Consider the following 14850-nt stretch of genomic DNA (forward strand, 5'->3'; position numbering starts at 1 on the left):
TGAAGCCGAAGGGTTCGTAACAGCTTCATGACACACGCCCTAGGCGTCACGCACGAGCTGGAAGAAATCCTCATCGCCCATCTGCCCGCCCTTGAGCGCAAGTTCGATGTCGAGTGCGCCATGCGTGCGGCAAAGAGGCACGCCGGTATGAAGATTCGCTTGCCAGGTAAGTGCCCTGAGTCCAAGCTGCCGAACCGCGTGCGAGCTGGTATCGCCACCGCAGAGGAGAACGCGCGAGATGTCAGTAGCCTGCACAATCTGGCGCATCATGACACCGAGGGACTCGCCGAGGCTTGATCCCGATGCCGGCGCGCTAACCGGCCCCATCGCGCTATAGATCACGATGTCTCTTCCCTGCCGTATGGACTGAATCGCCTGAGCTACGATGGCACGCTGACGGCCGGCATCTCCAATAACCTCCTCTGGATGGAGGGCGATGCCGGCGAAGCCATGCGCGAAAGCCCAGCGCAGTTGGTGTTCTGTAGCGACAGAACATGAGCCGCTCAGAACCAGGAGAGGTCCTCGCATCTTCGGTGGTAAAGATGTGTCTGGCCTGGGAGCAGAATCCTGCCCCGTATCCCGCCACGCCTCTACCAATGCGGCCGTAAGACCCGAGCTTCCAACGGCAAACATCTGCCGTTGCCCTACGACCTGCCAGAGAAGCTTGCCTATCGCTCTTAACTCCGATGGACGCACCGTATCAAAGAGAACGGCATTCGCACCTGCAGCTTCGGCTTTCGCAAAGGCAGCGAATCCATCTCCTTTGCCAATATCCTTGTAGCTCACATGGTCTATCCGCAGCGTTGTCTGCGCGCAGAGATGCTTCCGCAAGTCCGCTTCACGCATCGGCGTCACAGGATGCCGGCTCATCGGGTGTCGATCGATACGCAATACCCTGCCATCGGGGCCGGCAGCATACAAGCGGCCCCGCCACACGTAACGACGAAGATGAGGAGCGCCCACAACGATGGGAACCGTGTGCCCCTCGAAGATCTCTCGTCCTATCTCCATCGCACAACCGATGCTTCCGACCTGCGGTGACGAATCGAAGGTGGAGCAGACCTTGTAGTGCGTGATGGCAGCGCCCGCCGCCTGCAACGAACGAAAGACCCCGGGAAGGTTCTGCTTCATCCATTCGGGTGATTGAGAGCGGCTCTCTCCAGCGATTCCATAAGCGCGGAGCCCAGGCGCCAATGCAAGATCCTCGGCCGTCGGCGGAGCAAAGAACAAAGCGGCAGGAATGCCACCGCGGGCAAGCTGCTCCAGAACATCGGTTGAGCCGGTGAAGTCGTCGCCGTAATAGGTATAAAGCAGCGGGTTGCGCATTCAGCTTAGGCTCCGAAGAGCTCAAGCGCCTGCGCCAACTCCTGATGGCGGCTCGCGAATTCGGCCAGAGGAACACCTTCAACGGCAGCCTGCCAGGCCTGCTGCAGACTGCGCACACCTGCGGCCGGACCGCCGGGATGTCCCATGATGCCTCCGCCACAGGCATAGATCAGATCAGTACATCCAAGCGCCTTGTAGGTATCGGGCGCCTGACGCGCGCTTTGTCCCGACGAGAAGACTGGCATGACCTCGCAGCCGGGCAAAGGTGCGGAAAACATCGGCGTAAGACAGGAGCGAGCAGATGCAATCACCGACTCGTCGCTCTCGCAGAACTTATTGCGAAGCCCATTCACATGCGTGTGGTCGATGCCGGCAAGCCGCCACAGCTTGCTGAAAGCGACGAAGCTCATCCCCAGGGCAGGCGACCGGCCAAGCATCCCCCAGCCATTGCGATGCCCATGGATCGGAACCTGTGCGTGCGCACGCAGAACCTTCATCGCCGGCAGGCCGATAGAGTTCATGCTCACCATGACACACAGTCCGCCTTCAGCGACGACGTGGTCGTGACGCCGCAGCATCTCGTCGATCTCACCGGTCAGGTTCGGCGCGTACATCACGTTCTTTCCTGTCCGCTCCGCGAACTCCCGCAAAACGCGCATCACGGCCGAGACGCGAGCCGTAAACGAACAGTGCGCACCATCGGTCTGCAGTTCATCGTCCTTGATGAAATCGATACCCGCTTCCGCCAGCACACGCACCTGTGCCGCTGTCGTTTCGGGATCCATTCCGATGCTGGGCTTGATGATGGTGCCGATCAGCGGCCGCTCATACACACCTGTCAGAGCCCGCGTGCCGCTGACACCAAACTGCGGCCCCCGATACCGCGAAAGGAATTCGGGTGGCAGTTCCAGATCCAGAAGCTTTAAGCCGGAGAACGCCTTCAACTCCGAAAGATTGCCGGCAACCGTAGATAGAAGATTGGGCAGTGAGGGGCCAATATTCTCAAGTGGCCATGAGAGCGTGACCTCGGCCATGCGTCGAACCCCATCCCAGTCCTTTGGTGTTCCGGCGCCTGGCAACGACGGAGCAGCAACCGGTTCGACCTCCGCAATGAGCTCGACCTGCGCCGCAAACCGCTCGCGCAACGCCTCCGTCTCTCCAGGAACACGAAGAAATGTTCCAGTGGACTGCTCGCCGGCCATGATTTCGGCTGCCTGCTCCAGCGGAAAGGCTGTTTCGATGAAGTAACGCGCGCAGATGCGCGGATGAGTGCTCACTCTGACGTCTCCTCAACCGCGATAAAAATAGCTCGTATAGCGTTCATTGTCGATACGGTACAGCGGTACAAAGACAGCGTCCCGCCCCGCGTACCGTTCGGTATAGGCCTGCGGACCCGCCGCCTTCAGATTGGATGGTAGCGGCAGCTTTGCGTGTGCCTCGGCTGCGGGGATATTTAACGCAACATACTGCATCGGTCCCCGCATCAGGGCGACTACATCCGGGTTTCGGTCATCGATGCTTTCGGTACGGAACTCCTGCGGAAGCATCAGCTCCACATGGTCCCCTGCCTTCCACTGGCGACGCAGCGCGTGGAACGTTCCAGCAGAAGCATTGGCCGTTTCCACCTTTCCGTTCACGCGGATGGTTGCGGGCCGCTGCAGCCAACCAGGAATGCGAAGGTGCAGTGCAAAGGTCGCCTCCCGGGAGGGATTTACGGTAAGGGCCACGTGATCGTCGACCGGATACTGTGTCTCCTGGGTTAGAACAACGGCAACATCCCTCACCTGGGTCTGCACGCGCGACGGCGTATACAGCGTGACATACAAACCGTCGTCTGCACCGAAGTAGATGTTGAGCGGATAGTCCGCCACGGTCTGCACCAGCGTGCCGCTACAGCAGGGCCACTTCTGCTTGTAGTAGACCTTGTCCGCGTAGGGAGAGTAGGTGGAGTAATACGGATAACGCCCCTCTGAGTCCGGCCGCTTCACGCCAAGGATGGTATTGAAGAGAACGCGCTCCAGGTTATCGGCATAGGCCGTGTCTTGTGGAACCCCAGTACGCAGCAGATAGCGCGCCAGCTTAGTTGCAGCATAAGCGCCACAGGGAGTCTCAAAGTGATCGACCGTGGTGCCGAGTGATGCATACAGCTCACCACGATGAGGCGTAACGAAGGTCTCGTTTGGGCCCCAGCCGCCGCTGGAGAACTGCTGCGTCGTCGTCAGCAGCAGAAAAGCATGGCGCATGGCATCGCGATACTTAACATCTCCGAGCGAGAGATACGCCTTACCTCCGGACGAGAGCGCAATCGCGTGCGAGTACGCATGCTGGCCGGGGAATGGATCTTCCTTGCTGGCAAGCCGGTCAAAGAACTCGCGGTCCAGAAGATACCGCACGGCATATTCGCGGAACACCGGATTCCCCGTGGCCTCTGCCGCGGCGAACAGATTCTCCGGCATGATGTATGTCTCGTCGTATGGCGGATCCTTCTTGCCGATGCGATCGCGTCCCTGTGCCGGCAGCAGAGGCTTCGCTCCATCGAACACGCGATTCAACAGCTCCGTCGTCCCTGGAACCTTCGACAGCGCTCCCGCATCCAGCAGACCAACCAGGTGCTTATCGACGGTGTAACAGGTCCAGAGGTTCGTCTCCGGCCGGAGGATACTGGCGTTCTGCGGTCCAAGTGTAGCCGCAAAACCCTCGACAAGATCATGGGCTTTGGCGTGGCACGCGCCATCTCCTGTAGCCGCGCCCATGCGTGCCATGCCCGAGATGTACTGTCCAAGACCGTGCCCCGGAACGAAGCCGTCGCGGTCATACCATCCGCCCATATCGTCACCGGGAGCAGGCAAACCGGCACGCTGCCGATAGACCTTCAGCAGGCGATCGTTCGAGAGGGAGAGGTAGTGTGCCTTGAGGGCGAAGTACTGCTCGGCAAGGGGACCGCCGGTCAACTGCACTTCGCTGTACTGCAACTGGCGCAGCGGAGCACGGTCAGCGCTCTGACCCGCCGCACCTTCAGCGCTCATCGCCGTTGCAGCGACGGTCATGGCGGAGGTCTTCAGAAATTCTCGACGGGTGAAGCTTTTTCCCTGTAGCTGTGAAGTAGGGCATCCGCATCTATGGGCGTTTTCCCTAATGAAAACGCCGCTGCACTCCTCTTTCGGGCTACCCAACAACGGGGAAAATGCTCTAAAGCTCACGGTCTCTCTCGTTTCCTGGCTGTGCAACGGAAGGATAAAACACGCTGCAGGTGATTTGCCGCGCGTGCCGGTATTCAGAACAGGATTCCGGAATGCGGAACGTCGTTCTATACCAGGTGGTCGGCCGTTTCCAGACCGCGTGTGCAGTCCACGCGGGCGAAGATCACCGCAGCCAGCAGGATCATGACCGCAATCATTCGCACCGGAAGATCGTAGTTTCCCGCAAACTTTACGACGTAACCGAAGACGATGGTGCACACCCAGCCACCAAGGTTTCCGGCGGTATTCATTACGCCGGATGCGGTACCGCCGAAGTTGCCGCCAAGCCCCATCGCCATGGCCCAGGCGGAAGGCAACATCAGGTCCATCACACCGAAGCCCGCTGTCGCCAGAACGATGATGCCTGTGTGCGTCTGGACTGCGGTCATGCCATACAACAAGCAGGCCGAAACGCCGAGGCAGATTGCTGTCACCCAGCGGTAGGCTCTGCGTCGGCCAAAGCGTATGACCAGCCATTCCGATAGCACTCCACCTGCGAGGTTGCCGGCAAGTCCCATCAGGAAAGGCACCGATGCCCAGATACCCATCTCCGCCACGGTAAAGTGCGCGCTGCGCACCAGCCAGGTGGTAAACCATCCGAAGAAGAACCAGCTACCCCACGCATAACAGAAGTAAGCCAGTGATAGCAGCCATAGATCCGGCAGCCGGAAGAGCCGCGACCACGGAACCTTCTCCTGCAGCTCTGCCCCCTGATAGCCGGCAGAGGTGACTGTTGGGGAACCGATCTCAATCAGCTCCTCGATGTCGATGCCAGGCCTAGCCTCTGGGCTTTCACGAAACAGAAACAGCCATAGGGCAACCCAAACCCATCCGATCGCGCCCATGCACCAGAAGATTCCGCGCCAGCCCACCGATCGCGCTAACGGCACAAGCAGCAGCGGAGCCAGCGCTCCACCAAGCCTGCTGGCTCCCCACACGAAACCCTGTGCGCGCGCATGTTCTTTTTTAGGGAACCAGCGGCTGATGACACCGGCAGCATTCGGGTACGCTCCGGCAGCTCCCATACCAAAGAGGAAGCGTGATGCGGTGATCTGCAGAAAGCTGCGGCACCATCCTGTCATTGCTGTAAAGAAGCTCCACCAGGTGACGATGCGTGCGAGCTCTTTGCGCCGTCCATGCCGGTCCCCGAGGGCTCCGGACGGAATCTCAAAGATGGCATTTGCCAGGATGTAGGCTCCGAGCACCCATCCCCACTGCTCTTCCGAGAGATGAAGATCGCTGCGGATGCCGCTCTCGGCAACCGGCAGAGCCAGCCGGTCCAGAAACGTAATGATGCTGAGGATGCACAACAGCATCAGCACCGTGTGGCGTTTCTTCAAACAGCAGCCTCCACCGGCTTGCCCAGCACCACGTCGCGAGCGTGCAGCACATCGCGAGCACGCAATACGGCAAGCTCAGGCGAGCTCAATACAGGCATGGGCAAAGCATCCGCTCCAATGGCCTGCACCACTCGCGCCATGCTGGCCTGTGCCAACACAACAACATCCACGTCCTTCATCTCCTCCAGCAATGCCTTCGACAGAATACGATCATGGGTCGCGGTATCGCCGGCGAGCACGGCCTCGAATGCTCCAACGCAGAGCGACGACACCAGCTCTACGCTCTTCCCCGCCGCATCTGCCTTATCGCGTAGCAACGCCAGCGTCGGTTCCAACGTGGTGCGCAGCGTCGCCATGACGCCGATACGGCTTCCCCGCCGTACAGCTTCTTCAGTCATGGCGTCATCCACGCGGATCACCGGAATATCCATCACCTGCTGCCCAATGCGGACACCAGCCCCAATCGAAGAACAGGTCACCATCACGGCATCCGCACCTGCATCCTGCGCCGACTGCAACATGGCCAACAGCCTCCGCATCGTCACCCGCCGTGGCGCGCCGTGGCGGATGGTGTCCTTGATCAGGCTCTCATCCACCATATGAAAGACGTTCACCCCGCTCAGATGCTGCGCGCACAGCGCGCCGAAGATGGGCGTAAGCGTAGGGCTGGTATGAATCAGAGCGAGCGTCTGGGACACGGGAAAACTCCTTGCAAAAGGTAGGTCTGGTTCTATCTTGCCCATCCTCGGATGTAAAGCGTGCGTTGCAGAAATCCCACAATCGTTCCAGGATGATTCATTCTTGAATTCCGTTTCGCGGAACGATCCTGCCCGAGGACAGGCAAAAGGTCTATCGCTTTGACAGGGATCATCGTCGCACTTGCCACCCGGAGCAACCCACGTGTACTTCTACTGAGAACTGTGGAGATGCAATGATTCGCACCAACCGCCGCGAGTTTCTCGCCATGGCAACTGCCGCTGCACTTGCTCCGGCGGCAATGGCACAGGATGATCCGGTCGCCCCGTTTCGGACACCCTACAAATATCCAAAGCTTGTCCTCGCTCCAGTGAATCCGTCCATTCCGAGTAACGCTCCAGCCGGCAGTGAGGTCTTCGACTCTCGTGGAGTCGATGACCCAATCGTCTTTCGCGCTGATGGAAAGTTCTACATGTTGTACATCGGCTTCGACGGAATCGGATATCAGACCGGCCTCGCCAGCAGCCACGATCTGGTGACATGGAAGCGCGAAGGGAACGTGGGACCGCGCGACCCAAACTCGAAGTACACACAATTCAATCTTGCGATCAGCACCATCCTGCGCGACAAGAACCTTCATGGACGCGGCGACGCAATCAAGGTCAATGGCCAGTATCTCGCAGCCTGGCATGCCTATCCCGCGGCCGGCTATGAGTCTGGCCCCGCCGTCATTGGCCTGGCGCGCTCTCGCGACCTTCACCACTGGACACTTACGGAACCGATCCTCCGCCCTGAAGAAGGAGAGGCGTGGGAACGCGGCGGCCTGTACCGTCCGGACCTCTTTGTCGAAGAGCACCAGGGTAAGCGGACCTACTTTCTGTACTACAACGCGAAGACAGAGGCGCTGCCCAAAGATGAAGGCGGAGGCTGGCATGAGCGGAGCGGAGTCGCGACCAGCACCGATCTGGTGCACTGGACACGATCGCCGCTCAATCCTCTGCTGCAGAATGGTCCCCGGGGTGCGGCAACTTATCCCAAGGGAAGCCCACTCACCGCGAATGCTCCTGGGGCCGACGCGCGTGACAGCCGCTTTGCTTCAAACCCCTACGTCATGAAGTTGGATTCGACCTATGCGATGTACTACTTCGGTTTCAACTACGAACGCCCGGGCCGCGCGCGTGAACTGCTCGCTTTAGGCCGCGATCCCTTTCACTTCCAGAAGGTGCCGGAGATCCTGATCGATACCGGAGCACCTGGGTCCATCGACGAAACCTTCGCCCACAAGCCATCGCTTATCTATCACGATGGTGCGCTTTACCACTTCTATTGCGCCGTCTCGGGCAAATATCCCAATGAGATTCGCGGCGTCGCCGTCGCACGGTCCAAGCCATGGTGAGATTCCCTTTTTTGAAGACCACGGCCATTGCTGGTTTAGCAGCCTGGCCATTCATCGTTGCCTCTGCTGCCGCTCAGACACAGGCAACCCACGACAAGGCGGTTGCAACACAGGTCAGCCGGGTGCAGCGTTACACAACAGTGGCCAAGCCATTCGCACCTGACTGGGGCTCGCTTGCGGTCTATCGCACACCCGCATGGTTTCAGGATGCAAAGTTCGGCATCTTCATTCATTGGGGCGTGTACTCCGTTCCGGCATTCGCCAATGAATGGTATTCGCGGAATATGTATGTCCCGGGCAACAAGGCCTACGAACATCACATCGCTACCTACGGACCGCAGAGCAAGTTCGGCTACAAAGACTTCATCCCGATGTTCCGTGCGGAGCGTTTCGATGCCAATGCCTGGGTCGACCTCTTCCAGAAAGCCGGAGCGCGCTATGTCGTTCCCGTCGGCGAACACTGCGATGGCTTCGCCATGTATGCCTCCGATGTAACGCCGTGGAACGCCAAGGCCATGGGGCCGCATCGCGACATCGTCGGCGAACTCGCAACGGCTACGCGGGCACATGGCCTGCGCTTCGGTGTCTCCTCGCACACGGCTGAGCACTGGTGGTGGTACGGCCTTGGCCGCACCTTCGACTCCGACGTGCGTGCCATGAGTTCCGCTGCGACAAACGAACTGCCGCCCACATCCCTGCTGTACGGTCCCGCATCCGCGCGAAACCTGCCTGATGCAAGTGGCGCCGTGGATGATCACAAAGAACCTGATCCAGATCATCTGGAGCGCTGGGTGCCTCCCAGCCAGGATTTCCTGAACGAGTGGCTGGCAAAATCAACCGAGGTCGTCGATAAGTACCACCCCGACTTCATGTACTTCGACTGGTGGATTGGTCAGCCGGCCTTCAAACCAGCACTGCAACAGTTCGCCGCCTACTATTACGACCGCGGTGCGGAACGGCACGAACAACCGGTCCTTACCTACAAGCAGGAGTCGATGCCCGCCAACGTCGCCACCCTGGACATTGAACGCGGCAAGCTCGACACGCTCCGCCTGCTGCCCTGGCAGACAGATACTTCGGTTTCGATTCACTCCTGGGGATACGCGGAGCACGATGAGTACCGCACGGCGAAGTCACTCGTGCATCAACTGGTCGACACTGTCTCCAAGAACGGCAACCTGCTGCTGAACGTTGGACCGAAGGCCGATGGCACCATTCCCGAAGAAGCCAGAACGGTTCTGCTGCAGATCGGGGACTGGTTACGAGTGAACGGCGAAAGTATCTACGGCACGCGCCCCTTTACCGTCTTCGGCGAAGGCCCCACCAAAGCGGCAAAGAACGCAACCGAGAAGAACAACGACATCCAGAGCTACACAGCTCAGGACATCCGCTTCGCCGTCTCGCACGGAACAAAAGAACCGCTGCTCTACGCCACTCTTCTAGGCTGGCCTTCGCAATCTGAAACCGTCATCCACACACTCTTCGCCGGAAATCCATACCTTCCAGGTGCGGTGTGCTCTGTCGATCTGGTGGGAGGGCAATCGAACCTGAACTTCCAACAGCGGCCGGACGGAATGCACGTGACCATGCCGTCCTCCGCTGAAGGCCTCGGCGATATCGCCTACGTATTGCGTATCCATACACACTGTAAGTAAGCGTGTCGCAAATCCGAGTCGCGAAGAGGATTCTTTTTTGATATGGAATAGGTTCCTGACCCCGTAGAGACGGGTGCCCTATATCTGGCGGCTTTATCGCCAGATATAGGGAATGGGTATCACGAAAATCCAGGTATCCTTCAAACCCACATCTCGGCATAGCCGAGATATGGGGCACCCAGTTTTTAGGGGTGAATAGACATGGATCGCCCTGATCCTCAGACCACTATATGGACGCAGGTTATTGCGAAACAACCTCCTGAACGCGCACCTCGGAGAGCATGAGGCGGCCTACCTGTTCGGGTAGGTCGAGCTGTACCCAGTGGCCTGCGTCGAGTACGTGCTTGGAAGCGCCGCGAAATGTAGCCGCGAACTCCTTTGCGACGCCCAGGTTCAGGTACGCGTCCGCATCGCCCCAGATAATGCTGCAGGGGATCTCAATCTCCTTGAGGCGAGCCAGCGATGCCGCATTCTTTCCGAGTTGCGGGAAGAGCCCACCCGCAAGCTGCACGAATGCGGGCGCGGCGCTGGGTGTCTGCGCGAAGTTCTGTTGGATGATCGGTCGCACCAGATCATCGATCACGGCCTGCTGCGTCCCGCTGCCGCCTGCTTTGAATTGGCTTTGCTGGAAGGTCAGGAGAAAGTCCAGCATGGCGGGGTCTTCCGCCATCTTTTGCGCGATTGCATTCACTCCGGGTGTGGCGAAAAACTGGATCAGCTCCGGGGGCCGCAGCGTCGCTGTGTTGGTGTAGAAGGTATTCAAAAGGCAGAGGTGAGCGATACGCTCCGGAAGGGCCAGGAGATAGTTGATGGCTACAAATCCGCCTGAGTCATGGCCGACGGGCACGATCTGCTGCAGGTTGAGATGATCTACAACAGCATCGAGGTCGGCTAGCTGCTGATCATAGCTGTAGGCGTAACCTTGGGGCTTGTCTGATGAGCCGAAGCCGAGAAAGTCGAATGCCACAACATGGCGTCCGGAGTTGGCAAGGAATTGGCCCAGCGGATCGTAGATGTGATGATTGTCCGGGAAGCCATGAAGCATGACGAACGTTGGACCCCGTCCCGGAAACTCCTTCGCGTAGAGGGAGTGTCCGTCGCGCGGGATGCGGTGTTCAAGAACCGGTGCCATTTCGTGAAACGCTGTGTTTTGATGTGTGCTCATGACTAGCCTTTCCAGTTCTCACTACGCCGAGACTCGCGCAAACGCCTGTGCGTTCCGCTCGACGAATTCGCGTACGCCCATGGGGAGCACGCCAGTTAATGTCTCGACATCGTCGCTATACCTGTCATAGCGATTCGCTTGATGTAGCTCCGCCATTGTGACTACATGGGAGACCACATGAGGCGGCAACCCCATCTTCGACAACGTCTCCTTCCAGACATCAAGCGGCACATCAACGTAGGTGATGGGGCGACCAAGAGCTTGCGAAAACTCCTTCGCAATGCTCGGCATGTCCTGTGAGCTTGGTCCGGTGAGGTGATAGGTTTTTCCGATATGCTTTGCTGGATCGCTTAGGATGGCGGTAACCGATCGTGCCACGTCAAAAGCCGCAACTGCGGAGTTCTTACCGTTGCCGAGCGGCGCCAGCAGCCGGTCTTGCGTTGCTACGCCTCCCGCGAGTTGCAGGAATAGCCCTTCGAGAAATGCTGTTGGTCGCACCTCAACAACCGGCAACCCGGACCAGGAGAGAACTTGCTCGAACAGCCAGTGCTGCTTCTGTTGCGGACTGGGTGTGGTTGCATGGATGTCCATCTCTTTGACGGTCATCTGCGAGATATTGATAAAGGCTTTGGCGCTGTAGTGCTTCGCGACGGCCGCGAGATTGATTGCTGCTTCCAGATAGGTGGGAGCGATCGACAGACCGCAGTAAATACGCTCACATCCTTCCACCGCGCGATGAGCAGCTCCAAGATCAAGGAGATCTCCCACAACGACATCAGCGCCGAGCGAACCTAGTGCCGCCGCACGGTCATCGTCCACCCGCACCTGGGCCCGGACACGGAAGCCACGTTCGAGAAGCTGTTCTGTAACCAGGCGGCCCACCGAGCCGACCCGTCCAGCTGCGCCGGTCACCAGGATAGGCAGGTTGTAGTTGCTGTTCTTTACAGCCACGTTCGCACCTTCGTTTCGGTTGATGCCGGCGTGCTATTTGCCGGCAGGCTTATCGTTCAACAGCATGGCCAGCGGCGTGAGGGGGCCAACCTGAATCAAATCGAACTCCATCAATTTCGCCTGCCCCAAGGGAAGCTTCTCGAGAATCTTGTGAGCTTCATCTACGTCAGTCACGTTCATCAGAAAGATGACGCCCGTCTGATCGTGGCGGAGCCAACTCTGATCAATCTTGCCCACGAGGATGAGACGAAGGGTGTCAGGAACCTCATGCGGCATAATCGCTGCCCACTCATCGGACGTCAGCGTTCGGGTGAAATGGCCAATTGCAAGGATGTGTGTCGTAGGCGGAGCTGGCATGCGAGCTTGCTGTGTTTGTGCGAATAGCTGAAACGAAGCCGCTAAAACGAGCACAAATGAGTAGATAGATTTGCGCATTGTATGGTCCTCCTACCCAGGTTTAATTTCGACTAACCAATCGCCACTGCTTCACGCGCTCGCTCGGTATGAAATCTCTTCGCCGCAAAGATGCCTAGCACCACGAACAGAGCCATGACTACGAGCTGGGTAACCAGAAATGGGGGCTCCGACTGTGTCGGAGCCGTTGCTTTCAGGGCGGGCACTTTTTGAAAAAGCTGTGCGATCAATACGAAAACGTTTAGATACGTCGCAATGACGGCGTTTACTGCGTAAATCCAACGCCAAGCGCCGACAAGACGGCGGACATAGCGTGCCAGGATTGCAATTGCCAGTACCACCAACGACACGACGCCTATTACATGCGAGGGCAAGAGTTTATGGAAAGGAAACAGGAATCCGGTCAAGCTCGTTGCCACCGTGGTCGAGAGAAACACCACGGTCCACCGATTTAGCTGCTTTGCCGCGATCAGCCCAAATATAACGACGAATCCTGCGCCGATTCCTACCAGACTCAACACGACGTGAAATAGAGTGAATGTGTTCATTTGCAATCTCCTAAAAGTTCCAGAAGCGATCGGAGTCGAAACGCCTTAGCTAAGCCGTTTTCCTTGGGTTCAGTTGGGCTAAATGTACGCGTGCGAACTCACCTACAGTCATGGGCTTCTGTCCTGTCAGCTTTTCAATGTTGTTATCCGCGCCCGCCATGTGTCCGTGTTGGTAGTCGAGCATGGCGCCGCTGAAGTGCTGAACGACATAGGGCGGAAGGCCCATCGCAGTAAGAGACGCCGCGTACTCCTCGATCGGCACATCCTGATACACGACCTTGCGGCCGAGCGCTTCGCTTAGTTCTGCCGCCATCTGCTCATAGTCCATCTCGACCGGGCCAGAGAGATCGATGACAGTCCCGATATGACTTTCCGGGCTCTTCAGGAGGGCTGCAATAGCGCGGCCCTGGTCGTCGGCGGCGATGGGAGAGTGGCGGCCTTTGCCTCCTGGAATGCGAAGGATGCCGTGTTGCAGATATCCGATCTGCCACGGATAGAGCAGCCATTCGAGAAAGAGCGTTGGCCGCAGATGAATAACGGGCACATTCGACCAGTTAAAAGCCTGTTCGGAGATGTAGGTATCGCGGCAGGAGTCGCTGGTCGAATCGCGGTTCTGGGAGCGTTGCGATAGGTTGATAACGGCTTTCGTGCCGGCTTCCTTGGCAGCCAACGCGAAGTTGACGGTGGCGGCGATAAGGCCTGGGGCTACCGGATAGACGAAATATGCCGCATCGACCCCCTCCAGCGCGGCGCGGATTGAGTTGATATCGAGCAGGTCGCCAACAACCACTTCGGCATGCTGGGCAGCAAGTGCTTCCGAGCGTTCGTCGATCTTGCGTACCATCGCGCGAACATCCAGCCCACGACGAAGAGACTCTTTAACTGCGGCGCGGCCGGTATCCCCAGTTGCTCCAGCGATCAATACTCTGCGGCTCATACTTGCGATCTCCCCTCAATGCATTAGCAGGAAAGCATGCAGAAAACTCTCGGGATGTCTCCATGATCGGATTTTAGGAGCGCGCCCGCACGGCGGTAAGTCATAAATCCGGCGTTTTAGGACATCCTGCAGTTTTCTGCTAGGGTGAAGGCGTGAAACGCCCGCACCAAATCGGCTTTGTCTTGTATCCCCAGATATCGACGGTCAACCTTGCGGTCTCTGCTGTCTTCGAGATGGCCAACTTGCATGCCAGATATCCGGCATACGAGATTACGCTGGTGTCAGAACGTGGAGGGCTCGTTGAGACCTCGGTTGGAAGCAGAATTCATACGGAGACCTTAAAGCGACGCTCCTTCGACACGATTTTGGTAGCGGGCGAGCATGATCCCTCCGGTGGTGCTCTTCCGGGAGTGGTAAAGTACCTGCGGGCCCAAGGCCAGCGAGGGGTACGCATCGCTTCCGTATGCACCGGCACATTTGTGCTCGCCGAAGCCGGGTTACTCGATGGACGCCATGCGACTACCCACTGGTATCACGCGAAGTCGTTCCGGCAACAGTATCCCAAGGTAATTCTCGATCTCGATCGTATTTTTACCTCCGACGGTTCCGTATGGTGCTCGGCCGGAATGAGCGCCGGAATTGATCTCGCGCTGGCGCTGGTGGAACAGGACTTTGGCCGTGAGATGGCGCGAGAAACCGCCAAGTTGATGGTCGTCTATCACCGCCGGGCAGGCGGACAGTCGCAGCATTCGACCCTCCTCGATCTCGATGCGACGTCCGATCGTATGCAGACTGTGCTTGCCTACGCGAAACGAAATCTGGCTAAGCCCCTCTCGATGACGGTCTTGGCGAAGGTCGCCTTTTTAAGCCCGAGACAGTTCAGCCGGGCCTTCAAAGAAGAAACTGGACAAACGCCTGCCAAGGCCGTTGAGCTGCTACGTGTAGAGTCCGCTCGCTTGATGATGGAAGGTGGTCGTTTCTCCGTTGAGGAGATCGCTCGCAGAAATGGATTTGAAAATCGCGACCGGATGCGGCGTTCCTTCCTGCGAATCCTTGGTCTGCCGCCACAGGCCGTTCAACGCACGGCGAACATGCTGAATACACAAACATCTGGTCTAAGGCCAAGGAGAATGCAATAGACGGCAGGCTCGACGAACTTCACGATGATGAACCTTCGAGGAAT

At 58.3% G+C, this 14850-nt stretch carries 13 protein-coding genes; 3 read left to right on the forward strand and 10 right to left on the reverse strand.

Going from position 1 to position 14850, the window contains the following annotated elements; translation table 11 throughout:
* Nucleotides 1-39: 39 nt before the first annotated feature.
* From AB4Y89_RS06145 to AB4Y89_RS06165, 5 genes are all read right to left on the reverse strand, one after another.
* Nucleotides 40-1326 carry a four-carbon acid sugar kinase family protein gene (locus AB4Y89_RS06145; RefSeq protein WP_442300027.1) on the reverse strand — a complete coding sequence of 429 codons (1287 nt, stop codon included), beginning with the start codon at nucleotides 1324-1326 and terminating at the stop codon, nucleotides 40-42.
* Between the two features lie 5 nt (nucleotides 1327-1331).
* Nucleotides 1332-2603 (reverse strand): ribulose-bisphosphate carboxylase large subunit family protein, encoded by a 1272-nt coding sequence (locus AB4Y89_RS06150; RefSeq protein WP_442300028.1) that lies wholly within the window; start codon nucleotides 2601-2603, stop codon nucleotides 1332-1334.
* A gap of 12 nt (nucleotides 2604-2615) precedes the next feature.
* On the reverse strand, nucleotides 2616-4373 hold the full coding sequence (locus AB4Y89_RS06155; protein ID WP_442300029.1) for a beta-L-arabinofuranosidase domain-containing protein: 1758 nt from the start codon (nucleotides 4371-4373) through the stop codon (nucleotides 2616-2618).
* 260 nt (nucleotides 4374-4633) lie between these two features.
* Complete coding sequence (locus AB4Y89_RS06160) at nucleotides 4634-5905, reverse strand: MFS transporter (RefSeq protein ID WP_442300030.1); 1272 nt, start codon at nucleotides 5903-5905, stop codon at nucleotides 4634-4636.
* Complete coding sequence (locus AB4Y89_RS06165; protein ID WP_442300031.1) at nucleotides 5902-6603, reverse strand: aspartate/glutamate racemase family protein; 702 nt, start codon at nucleotides 6601-6603, stop codon at nucleotides 5902-5904. The genes AB4Y89_RS06160 and AB4Y89_RS06165 overlap by 4 nt, the downstream gene beginning before the upstream one ends.
* 233 nt (nucleotides 6604-6836) lie before the next feature.
* Between AB4Y89_RS06165 and AB4Y89_RS06170 the strand changes: the two genes are divergently transcribed.
* Together AB4Y89_RS06170 and AB4Y89_RS06175 are read left to right on the forward strand one after the other, a co-directional pair.
* Entirely contained in the window at nucleotides 6837-7997 is a 1161-nt protein-coding gene (locus tag AB4Y89_RS06170) for a hypothetical protein (protein ID WP_442300032.1), read from the forward strand.
* 11 nt (nucleotides 7998-8008) lie between these two features.
* A complete protein-coding gene (locus AB4Y89_RS06175; protein ID WP_442300033.1) occupies nucleotides 8009-9652 on the forward strand; it encodes an alpha-L-fucosidase in 1644 nt (547 codons plus the stop codon).
* A gap of 241 nt (nucleotides 9653-9893) precedes the next feature.
* On the opposite strand, the gene AB4Y89_RS06180 is transcribed toward AB4Y89_RS06175, so the two are convergent.
* The 5 genes from AB4Y89_RS06180 to AB4Y89_RS06200 all read right to left on the reverse strand — a co-directional run bounded on the left by AB4Y89_RS06180 (nucleotide 9894) and on the right by AB4Y89_RS06200 (nucleotide 13667).
* Complete coding sequence (locus tag AB4Y89_RS06180) at nucleotides 9894-10817, reverse strand: alpha/beta fold hydrolase (RefSeq protein ID WP_442300034.1); 924 nt, start codon at nucleotides 10815-10817, stop codon at nucleotides 9894-9896.
* Between the two features lie 21 nt (nucleotides 10818-10838).
* On the reverse strand, nucleotides 10839-11768 hold the full coding sequence (locus AB4Y89_RS06185) for an NmrA family NAD(P)-binding protein (protein WP_442300035.1): 930 nt from the start codon (nucleotides 11766-11768) through the stop codon (nucleotides 10839-10841).
* Nucleotides 11769-11801: 33 nt separating this feature from the next.
* Nucleotides 11802-12125 (reverse strand): hypothetical protein, encoded by a 324-nt coding sequence (locus AB4Y89_RS06190; RefSeq protein ID WP_442300036.1) that lies wholly within the window; start codon nucleotides 12123-12125, stop codon nucleotides 11802-11804.
* A 110-nt stretch (nucleotides 12126-12235) separates the two neighbouring features.
* The gene (locus AB4Y89_RS06195; protein ID WP_442300037.1) at nucleotides 12236-12730 is read right to left on the reverse strand and encodes a hypothetical protein; all 495 of its coding nucleotides are present in this window, start codon (nucleotides 12728-12730) and stop codon (nucleotides 12236-12238) included.
* 49 nt (nucleotides 12731-12779) lie between these two features.
* Nucleotides 12780-13667: an NmrA family NAD(P)-binding protein gene (locus tag AB4Y89_RS06200; RefSeq protein WP_442300038.1), complete on the reverse strand. Its 888-nt coding sequence runs from the start codon at nucleotides 13665-13667 to the stop codon at nucleotides 12780-12782.
* Between the two features lie 152 nt (nucleotides 13668-13819).
* On the opposite strand from AB4Y89_RS06200, the gene AB4Y89_RS06205 reads away from it, so the two are divergent.
* Nucleotides 13820-14806, forward strand: coding sequence for a GlxA family transcriptional regulator (locus AB4Y89_RS06205; protein ID WP_442300039.1), 987 nt, complete (start codon nucleotides 13820-13822; stop codon nucleotides 14804-14806).
* The last annotated feature ends 44 nt before the right edge of the window (nucleotides 14807-14850 follow it).

The organism is Terriglobus sp. 2YAB30_2 (assembly GCF_052114765.1).
GTDB lineage: Bacteria > Acidobacteriota > Terriglobia > Terriglobales > Acidobacteriaceae > Terriglobus.